Raw genomic sequence first — 20,480 nt, forward strand, 5'->3', positions numbered from 1 at the left:
GCCCCCGTCATTATGGGGGGGCATTTTTTTCAGGTATTAGTCAACCCCAACGGCACTCCCAGCAGGGCGTCGGACATCGTTAGAGCCATAAATAAAGCCTTCACGTACTTTTCCTGAAACAGCAGAATCATTGCCTGATGATTTGGCACTGACGCCAGCCCCTTCTGGAATGGCGACCATAATCAGCTCAGCTGCGCCCCAAGGGGTTTGTTCAACCATCTTGTAACCCATTTTATCAAGCAGGGCTAAGCTATCTTTAGAGACACCTCTTTGCTCATAATACACTTCATCTGGTAACCATTGATGATGGACCCTCGGTGCATTAACAGCTTCTTGTGGTGGCATACCGTGGTCAATAATATTTAATGCTGTTTGTAAGGTGATAGAAATAATTCTTGAGCCACCAGGCGAGCCTAATACTAAGAATACCTTGCCATCTTTGGTCACAATGGTTGGGCTCATTGAGGACAGGGGGCGTTTACCCGGAGCAATAGAATTGCGCTCACCTTGTACTAAACCATATAGATTTTTTTCTCCCACTTTAGTCGTAAAATCATCCATTTCATCGTTTAGAAAGAAGCCTGTCCCCGGTGGGATCACGACAGAACCAAAGCGACCATTGATAGTATAAGTAGTTGAAACTGCGTTACCTTTTTCATCAACGATAGAATAGTGCGTCGTCTCTGGTTTTTCGTGTGGTCCCATACCCGGTTGAACTTGAGTTGATGGTGTTGCTTGGTTAGGTTTTATTTCCTTACGTAATTCTTCCGCGTAAGTTTTACTCAGTAGTTTTTCTGTTGGGTTATCTACAAATTCAGGGTCACCAAGGAAGGTATTTCTATCCATATAAGCATGGCGCATAGCTTCAGTTAGCGTATGGATATAATCCGCAGAATTAAAGCCCATTTCTTTGAGGTCATAGCCTTCTAAAATATTGAGGGTTTGGCAAATGGTAACGCCTCCAGAACTTGGGGGTGGCGCCGAAATGAATTTATAACCTCTATAGGTACAGCTAATAGGGGTTGTATCTGTGATGGTATAATCTGCAAAGTCTTTTGCCGTCAAAATACCACCATTTTTCTTTGAGGCTTCTTCGATAATTTTGGGGATTTCTCCCTCATAGAAGGCGGAAGGCCCATTTTTAGCAATTTTTTCTAGGGTATTGGCTAAATCACTTTGCACTAATAAATCGCCTGGTTGATAAGGGCTACCATTAGGTTTTAAGAAGATACGTGCGACTTCTGGGTCTTGTTTAAAACGCTCAGTGGTTGTGTCTAACACATCGGTATCTGCACGGGTTAGTACAAAACCTTCTCTAGCTAATTTGATAGCAGGCTCCATCACCTGTTGACGGCTCATTGTGCCATATTTTTCTAAGGCGTAGTCTAAGCCTTTGACCGTTCCCGGTACACCGGAGGCTAGGTAGCCATACAGGCTGGCATCTTTGATTAACTTACCCTCTTTATCGAGATACATATCAGCACTTGCTGCGGCAGGAGCGGTTTCTCTAAAGTTGATAAATAAATCTTTTCCATCTGCCAAATGAATGGTCATAAAGCCGCCGCCGCCAATATTACCACAGCATGGGTTCACAACCGCTTGGGCATAACCGACAGCAACAGCTGCATCTATCGCATTACCACCAGATTTGAGGATATCCGCACCAATCTGCGAGGCTAAATGTTGGGATGAAACAACCATGCCTTTCTTGGCTTCAACGGCAGGTTCTGATGCGGCAAAGAGTTGAGTTGAAAATAATAAGGAAAGTAATAAAGCAGCAGGGCGTAATGATGTTCTGATCATTAGTATCTCCCAGTTAAGGTAAGGTTTGATGTAACACAAATTAATAATATGAATGATTTGTTAATTATTTGTGTTTTTAATGTATAGCATACAATAGTGCGGAATGTTGAATATTTGAGTTAATAAGTGTTAACTTGGTAGGGTTATTTATGAATAAGCAGGGATTAAATATGGATAGGAAAAGGGCTCAAAAAGAGCCCGTAAAGTATATTATTTTTTGTTAAACAACGACATGTGGACCCAGCCATTATTGGTTAAAATGAGAGGGCTTTGTTGTGCACGCTCAGCATGTGTTTGTGCTGATTGAATTTGCGGGTAAGCCGCCATCACTTTTTCATTTTTAGCCCATGGAGCCACATCTTCCAGTTTTTGGGTATAGTTGGCTATAGAGATTTTCTGCCCACCGCGTTCAGCGGGTTCAGTAAAGTTTGTGACTTCATTGACGACTAATTTGCCAGTGCAAAAGCTACCGCGTCCCGAAAATTGAGATTGTTTTTCGTCGTAGAATTTCTCACCTTCACTAGTCAGCGTATATTCAACCCCTTCGCCAGTATGTTCCCCACTCCACATGTCTTTCATGGTGACTTGTTTTTCAGCTTTAGCTAGCAAGCCCGCATCAACTAAGGTATCGAGTTGTTCAATATTACGAGCGCTAAATTTCGTGATAAAGCCTGCTGGCATTTGACCGACATTGATGCAAATAACTTTTCTAGTATCAAGGTAGTCTTGGATGGATTTTTTGAAGTTACTTTCAGATGCGGTTTGGCTGTTGTCACAGCCAGCAAGCAATGCACTGATAATAGCCACTGAGGCTGCGAGTTTTAAGTTCATTTTCCTATACCTAGTTTTCGTTATTTTTATTTAAATTAAAGATGCGGTAGTTTAATTGGAGCATCTAAAAATGATGAATTTGTAACTAAATGTCGTTAAATGTAACCATATTATAAATGGAGTAGGGTTTACAGTAAGAATGAGGGGGGAAAGTGGGGTTTTGGCGTGATTTGGGAACTTTCTGACGTAATGATATGTAGCGAATAATGGGGATTTTAGGCAAATAAAAAAGCGGGCATCTGCCCGCTTTTTAAAAACTCATATCACTGATTACAGTTTGGTAGAGTTTTTAGTCAGGTAATCAGCAACGCCTTTCGGAGATGCATTCATGCCTTCTTTACCTTTTTCCCACTGAGCTGGGCATACATCACCGTGCTCTTCGTGGAATTGTAAAGCGTCAACCATACGGATCATTTCATCGATGTTACGGCCTAATGGTAGGTCGTTAACTACTTGGTGGCGAACAATACCGTTTTTATCGACGAGGAAAGAACCACGCAGTGCAACACCTGCATCCGGGTGTTCGATGCCGTATGCTTTAATGATTTCACGTTTGATATCAGCAACCATCGGATATTTAACTTCACCGATACCACCGTTATCTACAGGGGTTTTACGCCATGCGTTATGAACAAACTCAGAGTCAAAAGAAACACCAACCACTTCAACACCACGTTTTTTGAATTCTTCGTAGCGGTGGTCAAATGCGATCAGCTCTGAAGGGCAAACGAAAGTAAAGTCCATTGGCCAGAAGAAGATGACAGCTGGACGACCGTTCAGGTGGTTTTTCAGGTTGAAGTTATCAACAATTTCACCGTTACCTAAAACAGCAGCAGCAGTAAAGTCAGGGGCTTGACGTGTTACCAGAACCATAATTTACTCCTATGAGTTTGAATTAAAGGTTTTTTGCCCTTATCCATTTTTAATCTAAACGGATATTTAGGACATAGACTTCCAAAAGAATAAGGAATTATCTTTTGATAATAAAGGCATTTAAACCAATTATTGTGATAGGTTTTACCTATCAATCATAATGCTTTATGAAATTAATATCAATAAGATAGTTTTATTCCATTAAAGTGCAAGCTTTAATTTATTACTTTGTATTAATTGTGACATCTTGTACAAAAAAATGTTGCAGCGCGTTTGCCATCATTTGTGGGTAGAATTGGAAGAAAATATTTTCAAGCTGATTATATTGCAATAAAAAATCATCAAATGAACCACTTAGCGCCCCCAGTTTTGGCCGCCTTCTGGCCATACCATTGAGTGATTTGCCTATATAGTTTTTATCTGCATAACGAATTAGCCAGTGTTGTGGCCACAAGTATTCATTTAACTCTTGGAATTTTTCAGGAGTATGACACAGTTGAGGTTCAATTGTTTTTCGGCAATAGCGCACAAAATCTACTAGTGGCAGAGTCGGTTCAAGAGTTGACCAATGTAGCGATAAAAAATGATCCCAGACTAAATCTAATGTAATAGGGGCAACACGGCGGTACTCATCACGAAATAGGCCTTTCGCTTCTTTGACTAGCGGGTGAGTGTCGGTGACCCTATCGACGGTTCGGTGCATAAATATACCCGCGACAATCTCAGGTGAGTATCGCCCAGTAGGGTTACCGCGGACGTAGTCAGCCATGATGTTACCCAATAGGGAACTATGGGCGATATGAGCGAGGTGTAGGTGTGCTAAATAATTCACTTTAAAATGTCCGTCGTCTTTCAAACCACTGGGGTGTTAGCTTTGTAAAGCCACCCGAATCACATACTCATGTATGCTCATCGGGATATCTTTACTTGCTGCCTACCTGTGATTCGAAACCCATAGGACATGTAGCGCAGCGTAGCTAACTTTTTGATTGCTCAAACTATAGCAGTAATTACGTTTAATTCGAAACTTACAGGGCATGACTTGAAATGGAGTAAAAAACCTTTCTTAATTTGCAGCTTATAGGTATCAGTATTGAGAAACAAAAGAAAAAAGATTGAAATAAATTTGTCATGAAATCTTAGCAAAACAGAAATAATTCATTCTTTGAATGGATAAATAGTACGCAGAATTTTTTGCTAACAAAATATTTGTTAAATAATGGCGAATATTTATACTATTTTGCGCTTATTTCTTGCGCCAAAGGCGGTGCGGCACTAGACTAGTCGCCTGTTTTTTTAGATTGATGTCAATACAATGCGTGTTTCTGATTTTACTTTTCAATTACCTGAAGAACTGATTGCCCACTATCCACAGGCGGAACGTAGCGCTTGCCGCTTATTAAGTCTGGATGGAAGCTCGGGGCAGCTAACGCATGGTGTTTTTACAGATGTTCTAGAAAAATTGGAGAAAGGGGATTTACTGGTATTCAATAATACCCGCGTGATCCCAGCAAGGTTGTTTGGTCGCAAAGTCAGCGGCGGTAAAATTGAAGTTCTCATTGAGCGTATGTTAGATCAACACCGTGTATTGGCCCATGTTCGCGCATCAAAAGCACCGAAAGAGGGGGCTGAACTGTTGTTGGGTGAAGATGAAAGTGTCAAAGCCACGATGATGGCGCGTCACGGTGCCTTATTTGAACTGCGTTTTGATGATGAACGGGATGTTTTGAGCATTTTAAACCAAATTGGTCATATGCCATTACCCCCTTACATCGACCGGCCTGATGAAGAAGCGGATAAAGAGCTTTATCAAACTGTGTATAGTGAAAAACCGGGGGCTGTAGCAGCGCCAACGGCGGGTTTGCACTTTGACGAGCCTTTACTTGAAGCTTTGCGCCAAAAAGGCGTTGAAATGGCATTTGTTACCTTACATGTCGGCGCAGGTACTTTCCAACCTGTTCGTGTTGATACTATCGAAGATCACATTATGCACTCCGAATATGCGGAAGTGCCACAAGATGTGGTTGATGCGGTATTAGCCTGTAAGGCGCGTGGCAATCGCGTTGTTGCTGTAGGGACAACGTCTGTGCGCTCACTGGAAAGTGCGGCTAAAGCTAGCCAAGATGCCTTGATTGCTCCATTTTTTGATGATACCCAGATTTTTATTTATCCCGGGTATGAATATCAAGTGATAGACGCACTTATCACTAATTTCCACTTACCAGAATCAACATTAATTATGTTGGTTTCTGCGTTTGCGGGATATAAAAATACTATCAATGCGTACAAAGAGGCGGTTGAACAAAAGTATCGTTTCTTTAGTTACGGTGATGCTATGTTCATCACACCCAATGCGAATGCACCATTCGAAAAAATTGGGGAATAATCAGTTCGAGCGGTGGCGTTGGCTGCTAGCTTAGCAAATTAATATTATCGACAGCATCAGACTGTTTTTCTGATGCTTGGAGGCAAACGTGAAATATGAATTACAAACGACTAGCGGCAATGCACGTCGTGGTCGCTTAGTATTTGAGCGTGGTGTGGTAGAAACCCCCGCGTTTATGCCAGTAGGCACCTACGGTACTGTAAAAGGCATGACACCTGAAGAAGTAAAAGAAACGGGTGCTCAAATTCTTCTAGGGAATACTTTCCACCTGTGGCTGCGTCCAGGGCAAGAGGTCATGAAGCTCCATGGTGATCTTCATGATTTTATGCAATGGCAGGGGCCGATATTGACGGATTCAGGGGGGTTCCAAGTCTTTAGTCTTGGCGCAATGCGCAAAATTAAAGAGGAGGGCGTGCATTTTCGTAACCCAATAAATGGTGAGAAAATTTTCCTAAGCCCTGAAAAATCAATGGAAATTCAGTACGACCTCGGTTCAGATATTGTGATGATTTTTGACGAGTGTACGCCATATCCGGCAGATTGGGATTACGCAAAGACATCAATGGAAATGTCGTTACGTTGGGCTGCTCGTAGCCGCCAACGTTTTGACGAATTGAACAATAAAAATGCACTATTTGGCATTATCCAAGGCAGCGTTTACGAAGATTTACGAGATATTTCAGTTAAGGGGCTGGTGGAAATTGGCTTCGATGGGTACGCTGTAGGCGGCCTAGCTGTAGGCGAACCAAAAGAAGATATGCACCGCATCTTAGAGCATGTTTGCCCTCAAATTCCGGCAGATAAACCACGTTACTTAATGGGGGTGGGCAAACCGGAAGATTTAGTGGAAGGTGTTCGCCGTGGCATTGATATGTTTGATTGTGTGATGCCGACACGAAATGCACGTAATGGGCATTTATTTGTCACACATGGCGTGGTAAAAATTCGTAATGCTAAGTATAAATCAGATACATCGACACTGGATGCCGATTGTGACTGCTATACTTGTCGCCATTATAGCCGCGCTTATTTACATCACCTTGATAGGTGTAATGAAATTCTTGGTGCAAGGCTCAATACCATTCATAATTTACGTTATTATCAACGTTTGATGGCCGGTATTCGCCAAGCAATCGAAAATGGAAAATTTGAAGAGTTTGCGAAAGATTTCTACCAGAAGATTGGTAAACCCGAACCTTCATTAAATATCGAGTGAATTTAAGTGCGAAATGCTACTAATCTGTGTAGCATATCAATCTGATACTTACCATACTTTGAGGCGCATGCGCTTATTAGCTTTATGTAATTCGAAGTATTTATAGAGTATATTTTTAAATTGCTTTCAATAAAACAATGAGGAAAGTTGAATGAGTTTTTTTATTTCTGAAGCAGCAGCGTCAGCAGGTGCGCCAGCGCAAGGTAGCCCATATACTATGGTTATCATGCTTGTTGTTTTCGCTCTGATCTTCTATTTCATGATTTTGCGTCCACAGCAAAAACGTGCGAAAGAACACCGTAAATTGATGGAATCTATCACTAAAGGTGATGAAGTTTTAACAACTGGCGGTTTAATCGGGCGTGTGACTAAAGTATCTGAAACCGGTTATGTGGTTCTTGAACTGAGTGAGAACACAGAAGTAACCATCAAACGTGATTTCGTTGCTGCTGTTTTACCTAAAGGCACAATGAAAGCAATTTAATTCTGATTCTCCCGAAGGGAACTGCCGTGCTAAACCGTTATCCTTTGTGGAAGTATCTGATGTTGATCTGTGCGATCCTCATCGGTCTGCTTTATGCGCTTCCAAACCTATATGGTGAGGATCCGGCTGTTCAGATCACTGGCGTGCGGGGAACCGCCGCCAATGAACAAACGCTGATCCAAATCCAAAAATCGTTACAAGATGATAAAATTCAGAGCAAATCAATCTCTCTGGAAAATGGGGCAATTTTAGCCCGGTTCAACAACTCTGATGTTCAGTTACGTGCTCGTGAAGTGATCATGAATGCACTAGGTGATCAGTATGTTGTTGCATTAAACCTTGCACCTGCGACGCCTAAGTGGCTTGAAATGATCGGCGGTGAGCCGATGAAACTCGGCCTTGACTTGCGTGGTGGGGTTCACTTCCTGATGGAAGTTGATATGGACACTGCATTAGGTAAATTGCAGGAACAAAACATGGATGGTTTACGTAATGACCTGCGTCAAGAAGGCATTGCGTACTCTTCTATTCGTAAAGGCAATGATTATAGCGTTGAAGTCCGTTTCCGTAACGCAGATGATCGTAGCCAAGCAGAAAAAGCACTAGCACGTAAATATCCAGACTTAGTGTTTAGTGATGGTAGCGACAACACGATGATCGCTGTGATGACCGACGAGCGCTTACGTGAAGCTCGTAACTATGCGGTTTCTCAGAATATTACCATCATCCGCAACCGAGTAAACCAATTAGGGGTTGCTGAGCCACTTGTCCAACGTCAAGGTGCTGACCGTATTGTTGTTGAATTACCCGGAATTCAAGACACCGCTCGAGCAAAAGAGATTTTAGGTGCTACAGCAACATTAGAATTCCGTTTGGTGAATACCAGTGTTGATTCATCCGCTGCTGAACGTGGCCGTGTGCCAGGTGATTCAGAAGTGAAATATGACCGTGAAGGCATGCCTTATGTACTGTATAAGCGTGTTATCTTAACGGGGGATCATATTACGGATTCAACATCTGAAGCCGATGAAAATGGTGCACCACAAGTAAGCATCAGCCTTGATAGTTCTGGTGGTTCTATCATGTCCGATTTTACGCGTGATAACCAAGACAAACTGATGGCAACCCTGTTTGTTGAATACAAAGACAGTGGTAAAAAAGATGCAGCAGGCCGTTCAATTTTAGTGAAAGATGAAAAAGTCATCAACGCGGCACGTATTTCGGCTCGCTTTGGTAGCAAATTCCGTATCACAGGCATCAACAATGGTACAGAAGCTCGTCAACTTTCATTATTGTTACGTGCGGGGGCGTTGATTGCGCCAATCCAAATTGTCGAAGAGCGTACCATCGGCCCAACTTTGGGTATGCAAAATATCGAACAAGGCCTGAAAGCTTGTATCGCGGGTCTATTAGCATCAATTCTATTTATGATTATTTACTATCGTAAATTTGGCTTGATTGCCAGTAGTGCGCTGATGGCGAACTTGGTATTAATTGTTGGGGTTATGTCTCTGTTACCGGGGGCGACACTAACTATGCCAGGTATTGCTGGTATCGTCCTCACCCTTGCGGTTGCAGTCGATGCCAACGTTCTTATCAACGAACGTATCAAAGAAGAGCTGCGGAACGGAAGGTCTGTTCAACAAGCAATTCATGAAGGTTATAAAGGCGCCTTCTCAAGTATTACAGACGCAAACTTAACGACATTAATCACGGCTATTATTCTCTATGCAGTGGGTACAGGGTCGATTAAAGGCTTTGCGATTACGACAGCGATTGGTGTCGCAACCTCTATGTTTACAGCTATTGTTGGTACACGTGCAATCGTGAACCTGCTTTATGGTGGTAAACGTATTAACAAGCTGTCAATTTAAGGAGCACGTTGTGGCACAGGATTATTCTGTTGAACAATTGAACTATGGTCGTAAAGTCTATGACTTTATGCGCTGGGACAACGTTGCCTTTGGTATTTCTATCGTATTACTGATCGCTTCTTTTGTGATTATCGGCCTCAAAGGTTTTAACTGGGGGTTAGATTTCACTGGGGGGACAGTTATCGAGATCAACTTAAGTCAGCCTGCTGATTTGGATAAAATTCGAGACAGCTTGTCTAACTCGGCTCATAAAGATCCATTAATCCAGAACTTTGGTAGCAGCCGTGACATCATGATCCGTATCCCGCCAATCGAAGGCGCTGCGGGTCAAGAGGTTGGTAAAGAAATTATCACCATCATTAACCAGAGTGTAGATGATAAAGCGACGGTAAAACGCATTGAATTCGTTGGGCCGAGTGTCGGGGCCGAATTAGCGCAAACAGGGGCTTTAGCACTGTTAACTGCACTAATTTGTATCTTGGTATATGTCGGCTTTCGTTTTGAATGGCGATTAGCCGCGGGGGCTGTATTGTCTCTCGCTCATGACGTGGTGATCACATTAGGTATTTTGTCTCTGTTTCATATCGAAATAGATATGACAATCGTGGCATCACTGATGTCAGTAATTGGTTACTCACTGAACGACAGTATCGTTGTTTCTGACCGTATCCGTGAAAACTTCCGTAAAATTCGTCGTGGTACGCCGTACGAAATCATGAACGTCTCTTTAACACAAACATTGAGCCGCACCATCATGACATCGGCCACAACGTTGTTAGTGGTTCTGATGCTGTATCTGTTCGGTGGCACTATGCTGGAAGGCTTCTCATTGGTTATGTTAATCGGTGTAACCATCGGTACTATTTCATCTATCTATGTGGCTTCTGCATTAGCACTGAAGATGGGAATGAAACGCGAGCACTTGATGCAGGCGAAAGTCGAAAAAGAAGGTGCAGACCAAGAGTCATTACTGCCTTAATTTAAAACTGGCTAAGCCAATTAGCACTTCAAATAGTTGGTGCCGTGAGTTGGCTGCAAACGAGTGATATCTCGAGGAGCATAATAAACTATGTGACTAAGGATAGCGCAATGCAGCTAACAACACCCTCACAGCACGAAATATGAAGAGTTACGAGCACCCTAGGAGGCATCTTCTAGGGTGTTTTTTATTGCATAGTAGGGTAAACTATGTCTCCGTAAATAGATTCAGGAAACGTTATGCATTGTCCATTCTGCTCAGCTGTAGATACGAAAGTCATCGACTCGCGTCTGGTTGGTGAAGGCGCACAAGTCCGTAGGCGCCGCCAATGTTTGCTTTGTCATGAACGTTTCACGACCTTTGAGGTGGCTGAACTCGTGATGCCTCGGGTTATTAAAAGTGACGATGTACGCGAACCGTTTGATGAAGAAAAACTTAATCGCGGTATGCAAAAAGCGCTAGAAAAACGCCCCGTCAGCTCTGATGACATTGAACAAGCGATTATTTCAATTAAATCCCAGCTTCGTGCTACAGGAGAACGTGAAGTTCCTTCTAAACTTATTGGTAGCTTAGTCATGGATGAGTTAAAAAAACTCGATAAAGTCGCTTACATTCGTTTTGCTTCTGTTTACCGTAGTTTTGAAGATGTGCGTGAGTTTGGCGAAGAAATCGCTAAATTACAGGACTAACGCAAATGATAGAACAAGATGACATCTATATGGCTCGCGCTTTTGAGCTTGCACGAAAAGGGCGCTTTACAACATCACCGAACCCGAATGTTGGGTGTGTAATTGTACGTGACGGTGAAATTGTTGGTGAGGGTTACCACCAAAAAGCGGGTGAGCCTCATGCAGAAGTACATGCATTACGGATGGCCGGAGAAAAAGCTCAGGGGGCAACAGCCTATGTCACCCTTGAGCCATGCAGCCACCATGGTCGTACACCGCCTTGTGCGGAAGCATTAATTAATGCAGGGGTCAGTCGCGTTGTTGCTGCGATGCAAGACCCAAACCCACAAGTTGCTGGCCGTGGTTTGTATATGTTATCTCAGGCAGGGATTGAAACGCGTAGTAACGTGCTTTTAGACCAAGCTGAAGCTGCGAATCGTGGTTTCTTGAAACGTATGCGTACTGGTTTTCCTTATATCCAATTAAAGCTAGCAGCGTCATTGGATGGTAAAACAGCCCTTGAGTCAGGGGAAAGTAAGTGGATTACCAGTACTGCGGCTCGCAAAGATGTGCAGGCGTTTCGCGCACAAGCGAGCGCTATTTTATCCACTAGTAGTACGGTTATCGCCGATGACCCTTCTTTAACGGTTCGTTGGAACGAACTGCCAACGGACGTTCAGCAAATCTACCCAGAAGACCAATTACGTCAACCTATTCGCATTGTGCTGGATAACCATAATCGTGTCACCGCTAACCATAAAGTCACTCAATTAGCAGGTGAATGTTGGTTGGTGCGTTCTAATCCCGATATCGGCTGCTCATGGCAAGGGGATGTCGAGCAAATTAGCATCCCTGCACATGAAAATGGTACAGACCTCGTCATATTGATGATGCAACTTGCCAAACGGAATGTGAATAGTATTTGGGTAGAGGCAGGTGCAAAATTAGCAGGCTCATTGTTGAAACTAGGCTTAGTTGATGAATTAATTGTGTATATTGCCCCTAAATTACTTGGGAACAGTGCCCGAGGTTTGGTTGATTTACCTCCCCTCGATTCATTAATTGAAGCGCCAAAATTTGAATTTACTGATGTAGAAAAGGTCGGTGAAGACCTGCGCGTCAGGCTTCGTCCCGTATGGTAAGTGTGTTTTTTGAAAATCATACATACGGTACATGAAAGAATGTGATAAAATCCGCGCCCCGCGGGTTATAATTAATATTAGAGGAAGGCTATGGACGTAATTAAAGGTGTTGTTGCTGCGCCACAAGCGCGTATTGCTATCGCTATCGCTCGTTTTAACAACTTTATTAATGATAGTCTGCTGGATGGCGCTGTTGATGCGTTAGAACGTATTGGTCAAGTTTCGAATGACAACATTACCATTGTTTGGGTTCCAGGTGCCTATGAACTACCGTTAACGGCAAAAGCGCTGGTTGAAACAAAAAAATATGATGCCGTTATCGCATTAGGTACTGTTATTCGTGGTGGTACAGCTCACTTTGAATATGTCGCTGGTGAATGCAGCTCAGGCTTATCTCATGTCGCAATGAATAGCGAAGTGCCCGTTACTTTTGGTGTGTTAACCACTGAAAATATCGAGCAAGCCATTGAACGAGCAGGGACTAAAGCTGGTAATAAAGGTGCTGAAGCTGCACTGACTGCATTAGAAATGATCAATGTAATTAAAGCCATTAAAGGCAAGTAATACACATTTTACTTCGGGCTATAGACTGTAGTGAAGTTAACTAATACCACTGAGTGTATTGATTAGCTTAGTTTTTTATATGCCCGAATAATTTTGTGTATCGTTTTTTATTTTAAGGGGAATCTTGTGAAACCTGCTGCTCGTCGCCGCGCTCGTGAGTGTGCTGTTCAAGCCATTTATTCATGGCAATTATCTGGCAATCCAATTGCCGAAGTCGAATATGAGTTTATTGCTGATCAGGACATGTCAGACGTTGACGTAAAATATTTTCGTGAACTGTTATCTGGTGTTGCTACTAATGCAGCTAAACTTGATCAACTAATGGCGCCTTATTTATCTCGTCAGCTCGAAGAGTTAGGGCAGGTAGAAAAAGCGATTTTGCGCGTTTCAATGTTTGAATTGAGCTTCCGTGAAGATGTTCCTTACAAAGTGGCAATCAATGAAGGTATTGAGCTTGCTAAAGTGTTCGGTGCGGAAGATAGCCATAAATTTGTTAATGGTGTATTGGATAAAGCTGCACCAGTAGTTCGTCGCAAAAAATAAAAAATCAGGGTTCCCTCCTGTAACACTACAGTAGTAAATAGGTAGGCTGGGTTCCAGTCTACCTTTGTATTTATATATTCGTGGTACTCTAAGTTTCAGGTATATTGATTCAGCTAGTTATTTGCCACTTGTATTATTAAGAGCATAAATTATTTGTTTTATTTAAAACGAAAATAGTTATAGCGAAAACGGAAAATCTACCATGTCCTATGGCGAATTTGACCTCATCGCACGTTATTTTAACCGTCAAACAACGAACCGACGTGATGTAAATATCGGTATTGGAGATGACTGTGCGTTGATGACCATCCCAGAAAAACAGCAACTTGCTGTGAGTACTGACACCCTTGTTTCTGGTGTGCATTTCCTCCCTACGATTTCACCTGCTGACCTAGCCTATAAATCATTAGCATCTAATTTAAGTGACCTTGCAGCAATGGGGGCAGACCCCGCATGGGTATCTTTAGCTATTACATTACCTTGCGTTGATTGTGATTGGTTGCAATCATTTAGTGATAGCTTATTTGAGCAATTAAATTATTACGGGATGCAGCTAATTGGCGGTGATACCACTCGTGGTCCAATGAGCCTGACTTATACTGTCCATGGGTTAGTACCACAGGGTAAAGCATTGTCTCGGGCTGGTGCACGTAATGGGGATTGGATTTATGTGACAGGGACATTAGGGGATAGCGCAGCAGGTCTTGCTATTTTACAAGATAGGCTGAATATCAAAAATACCGCGCATAAAGAATGGCTAATTATGCGTCATTTACGTCCACAGCCACGTATTTTACAAGGTCAAGCCCTTAGGAACTTAGCGTCTTCTGCGATTGATATTTCAGACGGTCTAGTCTCTGATCTTAATCATATTTTGAAGGCAAGTGGCTGTGGCGCTCGAATTAATTTGGATGCACTGCCGCAGTCAGAGGCCTTAGTACAGAACTGTAGCGTTGAGCAAAGCCGTTTATGGTCCCTGAGTGGTGGAGAAGACTACGAGTTATGCTTTACTGTACCGGAAATTAATCGCGGGGCATTAGAAATGGCTTTAGCTCATACAGGGTCTGGTTTTACTTGTATTGGGCAAATTAAGCCGCAATCTGAAGGGATCAGCTACTTTTGCAATAACCAAGAAGTTGATGTAAACCTAAAAGGTTTCGATCATTTTGTTTCGGAAGGTGCGTAGCATGGCAAGTTGCCAAGAAAAAGCAGAAGCAAAAAAACGGCTGAATATGCGTAACCCTTGGCATTTGCTAGCAACGGGGTTTGGCAGCGGTTTATCGCCAATTGTACCTGGGACTATGGGGTCCCTTGCGGCAATACCTTTTTGGTTATTGATGGCAAATATGCCAGTGTGGAGCATATGGGTGCTCATTGTGGCGGGCTTTTGGATTGGCTGTCTAATTTGCCAACGTACCTCTGATGATATGAAAATTCATGACCACGGTAGCATCGTGTGGGATGAGTTTATCGGGATGTGGATTACCTTAATGGCAATCCCAGTGGTCGATTATGAATGGGTCATTACCGCATTCTTTATTTTCCGCATTTATGATATGTGGAAGCCATGGCCAATACGTATTTTTGACCGAAAGGTCAGCGGCGGTTTTGGTATCATGATTGATGATATTATTGCGGCGATATTTGCTTATGTGACAATTTGGTTGTTGGTTTGGTATGACATTATGCCATTCTCAACCAATTAAATACGCGTCATATTTTGCGCTGTGGCGTTGTTGGCTGCACTCGGTTACCCGAATCACATACTTCTGTATGCTCATCGGGATAACCTCGATTGCCGCCTAGCCACAACTCAAACTATTTAGCGTATTGGATGTGATTGCTTATCGTAGTAACTTCTTTTACTTCTTTTACTTCTTTTACTTCTTTTACTTCTTTTACTTCTTTTTGCGCCGAATACCCATCACTGAGGTTTGTGCTAGGGTTAATCCTTTGGTTTCTGGCGCAAATAGAATTGAGACAACTAACCCAAGTAAAGAAACCCCTGCCCCCATCAATACCACCGTGCTAACACCGTATTTTGTGATAAAAATCGGTAGTGCCCATGTGGAAAAATGGTTCCGATACGGCTGATGGACATAATGACCCCAACGGCGGATGCGCGAATATCTGTTGGAAATAACTCATTAGGGTAGAGCCACTGTAAAATCCCTGGGCCCCCAGAGAAGAATGCATAAATACCAAACATGATAATGACGAGGCAGATACCAAGGTTAGAAAATAACCCGAGTATAGTTAGCGCTGCAGTCATTAGGGCAAAGCTACCAATTAGCAGTGGTCGTCTTCCCATTTTATTTAGCCAGTACATCGCTGGTAAGCAACCTAACATAAAAAATAAGCTGATAACTACGTTGCCTAAAGCCGCATTTTTACCTTGATCCCAACCTAGTTGCCCAACAATTTGTGGGCCAAAAGTATAGATGGCAAACATTGGGATCACTTGGCAGGTCCAAATAATCGCAGTAAATAATACGAAAGAAAAATGTCGTTTATTAAACAGTTGATGAAAATGTGTTTTTTTCGCTTCCTCAGCTTCAAAAACCACAGGTTGGCCAAACAGTTTTTCCATCATTTTTTCACATTCTTGAATACGTCCTTTGCGGATTAACCAAAGAGGCGATTCAGGTAGATCAAAACGGCCAATTAAAATAACGATACATGGAATGACGGCACTGCCTAGCATCCAGCGCCAACCATCTTGAACATCATAAAGCATATAGCCAACAAGATTGGCACAAGTTGCGCCAACGTACCACATGGCTGCAATAAACCCGACCGCAAACGCACGCTGTTTGGTATTGGAAAATTCGGTGATCATCGAGGTTGCGATGGGATAATCAGCACCAATGACAATGCCAATTAAAAAACGCATTATTAGTAGTTCTAAAGGGGTTGAAACAAACATAGTTGCAACAGAGATTGCCCCTATGGCCACTATATCGATTAAGAACATTTTGCGGCGACCGACTTGGTCGCAAATGTAGCCAAACAGTGAGGTACCAATGAATAAACCCGCAAGCGTTGCGGCACCTAGTAAGCCAATCCATTCACTGTTTAAACTTAATATTGGAGTGAGTTGCTCTAAAGCGACGCCGATCAGGACTAAAACATAACCGTCCAGAAAAGGCCCACCACTCCCCCAGAGCATGATCCGCCGATGAACGGAAGAAAATTGGACATCGTCAAAACTTCTTGGTTTCATTGTGCATCCCAGTGTCAGCGCAAATATGCGCTTAAAAACCCTAAAAGTTAATGGCTTTTAGGGTTATGCTAATTAAATTAGCCGTAACGAAATTCAATGCCGAATGTGCCGCGTGGGTATTCCCATTTTTCTAATGCACTATCTAAGCCTAGGATACGGCAGGTTCCGCATTCAAGGCAGCCGGCATAATCAAAACGTACGGAGCCATCTTCTTGTTTTTTATATAAGCCAGCAGGGCAGGCTTTGGTTAATATTTCGAGCACTTTCATATCCGGGTGCTCTTTGATAACAATATGTGGATTTTCTTCATCGACATTAAATTTATTAATGCCTAACTTGACATCAACATTGACTGGATCACTCATATTGCCCTCACTCCTTTAATTCCATCCTTGATTAAATTGATGAAGCCGACTTTTTTTGCCTCTTGTAGCATAGTCTTACGCAGTGGCACAGGTGCTTCATCTGAAATAGTGAAGAGTTTTTTAGCAATACCGACAGCCATTTCTGGATAAGCGGAAAACATGCGTGGGTTATCTAAAAACTCAGGCATTTTTTGGTACATTTTCATATCACGAAGAGGGCCTTCGTTGAGTAATTTGAGGTACTCACTGAGTCCTTGTTTACTAAAGTCCTCTTTTTTCATAGCGTTAATTACTGCATTTGCCGCGGCTTCACCCGAAGCAACGGCTAAGTCCATTCCGCGGATGGTAAAGCCTAAATTCATACACATCCCAGCTGCATCCCCTGCGATTAGCACACCATCACGGACCAACTCTGATTGCATTTTCAAGCCCGCTTCTGGGACAACGTGAGCGGCATATTCAATCATTTTGCCCCCTTCAATTAATGGGGCGACCGCTGGGTGGTGTTTAAAATCTTCGAGCATTTGTGGAACCGATTTTTTGGCATCTTTAATATGATGTAAGCCACAAACTAAACCTAAAGAAATAGTATCTTCATTGGTATAAAGGAAGCCTCCCCCCATTAAGCCATCGGTAGGAGCCCCCGCAAATAGCCATGCAACCCCTTCTTTTTCCTTAAGATTAAATCGGTTAGCTAAAATATCTTTTGGCAATTCAATTAATTCTTTTACCCCAACAGCGACATGCTCAGCATTCACTCGTTTGGTCATTCCTAGTTGTTCAGCCAGTATGGAGTTCACACCATCAGCGAGGATCACCACTTTGGCTTCTAGCACATCACCATCGGCTTCAACACCTACAACTTTGCCATCCTGTTCCACTAACTTATCAACGCGAATACCTGTAATACATTGTGCGCCGGCATTTTCAGCTTGTTCGACTAACCACGGGTCAAGCTTGCCTCTCAGCACTGACCAAGAGGTTTCTTCTGGGGGGTGCTCTGCTCCGTTTTGGAAATCGACTGTTACTGCACCTGTTTCTGTCATAAATGACAGCTTTTCACGCGTGATCATACGTTCAATAGGGGCATTTTGGGTAAATTCAGGAATGATACGCTCTAAGCTATGAGCATACATGCGGCCACCAGTGACGTTTTTACCGCCTGCGTAGTTTCCCCTTTCGATTAGGAGAACTTGCGCACCTTCACGGGCAAGCACCAATGCAGCCACTGAACCAGCTAGACCCGCGCCTACAATGATTGCATCAAATATATCATCGGACATAGTTTCTCCAAAGGTCACTGAAACAGTGAGGAAAACCCCACTGCTATTGAATTTATTTAGCCAGTTGTTGCGTTAAAACCGGTAAAATTTTGAACAGGTCGCCAACGATCCCATAGTCTGCAAATTGGAAAATAGGGGCGTTTTTGTCTTTATTAATGGCGACGATAGTTTGTGCGCCGTTTGCGCCAACCATATGCTGAATTTGACCAGAAATTCCTACTGCGAGATATAACTCAGGTTTCAGCATCAGGTTGGAAATACCAACGTAGCGCTCATGCTCCATCCATTTTTCGTTTTCTGCGACAGGGCGAGAACAGGCAATTTCAGCGCCGATGGTATCAGCGAGTTTTTTCGCGATAGCGATATTTTCTTGGCTTCCAATCCCCCGACCTACACTGACCACTAGACGTGCTTTATCTAGTTCAACGGAGTTACCTGCTTTTTTCTGAATCGAGGTACGTACAATAGATTGTTTTGGTTCGACCCATGGTGCAGTTTGAGCAGTACCGCTGAGTGATGCATTATTTTGCGCAGCTTCAAACGTGCCGGTGGTGAGTGTAGCGACTGAAAATGAACTGTTTAAGGTTTCTTGGCCAAAGGCTAACCCACCATAAACCATATGTTTTATTACAGGTTTTCCTGATTCTACTGTCACAGTTGCCGCATCGTTAGACACAGCAGCTTGCAGTCTTGCACCTAAGCGTGCAGCCAGTAATTTACCTCTACGGGTATTAGGTAGCAGTAATAGCCCGTTATCGCCATGCTGTTTAATTGTCGTGACAATGGTATCAGCATAGTCTTCGATGATACGGTCGTCAGGCTTACCAGACAGTTGAAAAACGTGGGTTGCGCCAAGTTGAAAGGCTTGTGAGCTTTGTGCGTCATCTAACGTTAATACATTGACTTGTTCGCCGAGAGTGAGGGCCCCACCGATAAGTTCAGGTAAACGGGAAGTCATATCACTAAATACCCAAACGGTTGATAATTTGCTCATAACTCCTCCGATTAAATGATTTTTCTTAAATGTTCAGCAAATTGTGCAATTTGCTCTTCGCCATCACCTTCAATGATGATGCGTTGACGAACTTTTTGCTTAGGTGCTGCGATAGATTGTGCGGATAATGCTGTAACGTTATCCAAGCCAATATCGGTTATTGCCCAAGCTTGAACGGGTTTTTTAGCGGCACCTAAAATGGCTTTCATTGATGGGATGACAGGGACATTAATATCGGAGGTCACTGCGATAATGGCAGGTAACGAAATGGACAATGTTTCAATTTCATCTTCTAATTCGCGTTCTACAATGAGCGTATCCGGTGTGATGGAGACAATTTTCTTTATGCCATTGATAGCGGGAACTTGCAGGGTTTCACCCATTAAGATACTAACTTGTTGAGCGTTTAAGTCTGCGGAACCATCACCACAGATAATTAAATCAAAACCAACTTTTTGAGCCGCAGAACTTAAGGCAAGTGCAGTTTGATGTGGTAAGGCGTGTTCGAGTTGATCGTCAATAACGACAACAAGTTCATCTGGACCACGAGATAATACATCTTTACGTGCTTTCATATTGGTTAGTGCTTTACCACCAACACTTAACGCAATAACTTTACTATCTGCTTGTTGCGCTTTAATTTGGTTAGCTGCTTCAATCGCATTTAAATCATATTGACTAATTTTGGTATCTGCACGTGAAAAATCTAAAGAACCATCTGAGCTATTTACAATAATATCTTGTTCATCGGGAACAGATTTATAGCATGTAATAATATTCATTACATCTCCTAAAATATAATTAATAAATATGATCCGTTTTTGTTTCGGATTATATAATTATCATGAACTGGATATTTAAAAATAAAACCTAAGTCACCAATATTGAAAACCTTGAATTAAAGTCGGTTTAAATATTCATACTGATACACTACTCACCAATACTGTAAAAATCATCAACTTATCAATGTAATGTTCAATATTGTTATGCTAATCACCAATACTGAAGGTATTTAATAACATTAATATTACAAGATAATTTATCTATATGTATTTATTGGTTATTTTAATTATTAAAGCGTCAGGTATTAGTAACAAATATTTATCACGAATAATATTGTGACCTTAATAACAGAATTGTTAATGGGGACTCGACATGATTTGAATAGTGATTGGATTAATACTTAATTAAATTTATTGAGTTTAGTAATAAATAAGTGAGATGAGGTGTTGAGACTAATATCTATTTAAAA

At 42.4% G+C, this 20,480-nt stretch carries 19 protein-coding genes and 1 pseudogene; 11 read left to right on the forward strand and 9 right to left on the reverse strand.

What is annotated here, in order from left to right:
- Positions 1–36: 36 nt before the first annotated feature.
- The 4 genes from ggt to ABE954_RS03760 form a co-directional block, all read right to left on the reverse strand.
- Positions 37–1,803, reverse strand: a complete 1,767-nt coding sequence (gene ggt / locus ABE954_RS03745) for a gamma-glutamyltransferase (RefSeq protein WP_071547704.1) — start codon at positions 1,801–1,803, stop codon at positions 37–39.
- 210 nt (positions 1,804–2,013) lie between these two features.
- Positions 2,014–2,634, reverse strand: coding sequence for a hypothetical protein (locus ABE954_RS03750; RefSeq protein WP_042846954.1), 621 nt, complete (start codon positions 2,632–2,634; stop codon positions 2,014–2,016).
- A 270-nt stretch (positions 2,635–2,904) separates the two neighbouring features.
- On the reverse strand, positions 2,905–3,507 hold the full coding sequence (locus ABE954_RS03755; RefSeq protein WP_042846953.1) for a peroxiredoxin C: 603 nt from the start codon (positions 3,505–3,507) through the stop codon (positions 2,905–2,907).
- A 223-nt stretch (positions 3,508–3,730) separates the two neighbouring features.
- Complete coding sequence (locus ABE954_RS03760) at positions 3,731–4,339, reverse strand: ACP phosphodiesterase (protein ID WP_042846952.1); 609 nt, start codon at positions 4,337–4,339, stop codon at positions 3,731–3,733.
- A gap of 483 nt (positions 4,340–4,822) precedes the next feature.
- On the opposite strand from ABE954_RS03760, the gene queA reads away from it, so the two are divergent.
- The 11 genes from queA to pgpA all read left to right on the forward strand — a co-directional run bounded on the left by queA (position 4,823) and on the right by pgpA (position 15,069).
- Complete coding sequence (queA, locus tag ABE954_RS03765; protein ID WP_042846951.1) at positions 4,823–5,893, forward strand: tRNA preQ1(34) S-adenosylmethionine ribosyltransferase-isomerase QueA; 1,071 nt, start codon at positions 4,823–4,825, stop codon at positions 5,891–5,893.
- Between the two features lie 88 nt (positions 5,894–5,981).
- Positions 5,982–7,109: a tRNA guanosine(34) transglycosylase Tgt gene (gene tgt, locus ABE954_RS03770; RefSeq protein ID WP_042846950.1), complete on the forward strand. Its 1,128-nt coding sequence runs from the start codon at positions 5,982–5,984 to the stop codon at positions 7,107–7,109.
- Positions 7,110–7,260: 151 nt separating this feature from the next.
- Complete coding sequence (gene yajC, locus ABE954_RS03775; RefSeq protein ID WP_004905542.1) at positions 7,261–7,593, forward strand: preprotein translocase subunit YajC; 333 nt, start codon at positions 7,261–7,263, stop codon at positions 7,591–7,593.
- 26 nt (positions 7,594–7,619) lie between these two features.
- On the forward strand, positions 7,620–9,467 hold the full coding sequence (gene secD, locus ABE954_RS03780; protein ID WP_071547706.1) for a protein translocase subunit SecD: 1,848 nt from the start codon (positions 7,620–7,622) through the stop codon (positions 9,465–9,467).
- 10 nt (positions 9,468–9,477) lie between these two features.
- The gene (secF, locus tag ABE954_RS03785; protein WP_042846948.1) at positions 9,478–10,446 is read left to right on the forward strand and encodes a protein translocase subunit SecF; all 969 of its coding nucleotides are present in this window, start codon (positions 9,478–9,480) and stop codon (positions 10,444–10,446) included.
- A gap of 239 nt (positions 10,447–10,685) precedes the next feature.
- Entirely contained in the window at positions 10,686–11,135 is a 450-nt protein-coding gene (nrdR, locus tag ABE954_RS03790; RefSeq protein ID WP_042846947.1) for a transcriptional regulator NrdR, read from the forward strand.
- A 5-nt stretch (positions 11,136–11,140) separates the two neighbouring features.
- The gene (ribD, locus tag ABE954_RS03795) at positions 11,141–12,256 is read left to right on the forward strand and encodes a bifunctional diaminohydroxyphosphoribosylaminopyrimidine deaminase/5-amino-6-(5-phosphoribosylamino)uracil reductase RibD (RefSeq protein ID WP_042846946.1); all 1,116 of its coding nucleotides are present in this window, start codon (positions 11,141–11,143) and stop codon (positions 12,254–12,256) included.
- 90 nt (positions 12,257–12,346) lie between these two features.
- A complete protein-coding gene (gene ribE / locus ABE954_RS03800; RefSeq protein ID WP_042846945.1) occupies positions 12,347–12,820 on the forward strand; it encodes a 6,7-dimethyl-8-ribityllumazine synthase in 474 nt (157 codons plus the stop codon).
- A 126-nt stretch (positions 12,821–12,946) separates the two neighbouring features.
- Positions 12,947–13,363, forward strand: coding sequence for a transcription antitermination factor NusB (nusB, locus tag ABE954_RS03805; RefSeq protein WP_042846944.1), 417 nt, complete (start codon positions 12,947–12,949; stop codon positions 13,361–13,363).
- Positions 13,364–13,565: 202 nt separating this feature from the next.
- Positions 13,566–14,549 carry a thiamine-phosphate kinase gene (gene thiL / locus ABE954_RS03810; protein WP_042846943.1) on the forward strand — a complete coding sequence of 328 codons (984 nt, stop codon included), beginning with the start codon at positions 13,566–13,568 and terminating at the stop codon, positions 14,547–14,549.
- Position 14,550: 1 nt separating this feature from the next.
- Positions 14,551–15,069 (forward strand): phosphatidylglycerophosphatase A, encoded by a 519-nt coding sequence (gene pgpA, locus ABE954_RS03815; RefSeq protein WP_042846942.1) that lies wholly within the window; start codon positions 14,551–14,553, stop codon positions 15,067–15,069.
- A gap of 192 nt (positions 15,070–15,261) precedes the next feature.
- Here pgpA and ABE954_RS03820 read toward each other — a convergent pair.
- The 5 genes and pseudogenes from ABE954_RS03820 to fixA form a co-directional block, all read right to left on the reverse strand.
- Positions 15,262–16,586: pseudogene (locus ABE954_RS03820) on the reverse strand (MFS transporter).
- Between the two features lie 77 nt (positions 16,587–16,663).
- Positions 16,664–16,951: a ferredoxin-like protein FixX gene (gene fixX / locus ABE954_RS03825; protein WP_042846940.1), complete on the reverse strand. Its 288-nt coding sequence runs from the start codon at positions 16,949–16,951 to the stop codon at positions 16,664–16,666.
- Positions 16,948–18,234: an FAD-dependent oxidoreductase FixC gene (gene fixC, locus ABE954_RS03830; protein ID WP_210786963.1), complete on the reverse strand. Its 1,287-nt coding sequence runs from the start codon at positions 18,232–18,234 to the stop codon at positions 16,948–16,950. The genes fixX and fixC overlap by 4 nt, the downstream gene beginning before the upstream one ends.
- Before the next feature lie 52 nt (positions 18,235–18,286).
- Positions 18,287–19,228, reverse strand: a complete 942-nt coding sequence (locus ABE954_RS03835) for an FAD-binding protein (protein ID WP_129466861.1) — start codon at positions 19,226–19,228, stop codon at positions 18,287–18,289.
- An 11-nt stretch (positions 19,229–19,239) separates the two neighbouring features.
- Entirely contained in the window at positions 19,240–20,010 is a 771-nt protein-coding gene (fixA, locus tag ABE954_RS03840; RefSeq protein ID WP_042846937.1) for a putative electron transfer flavoprotein FixA, read from the reverse strand.
- Between the last annotated feature and the right edge of the window lie 470 nt (positions 20,011–20,480).

It is taken from the genome of Providencia sp. TYF-12 (assembly GCF_041344805.1).
GTDB classification, from domain to species: domain Bacteria; phylum Pseudomonadota; class Gammaproteobacteria; order Enterobacterales; family Enterobacteriaceae; genus Providencia; species Providencia huashanensis.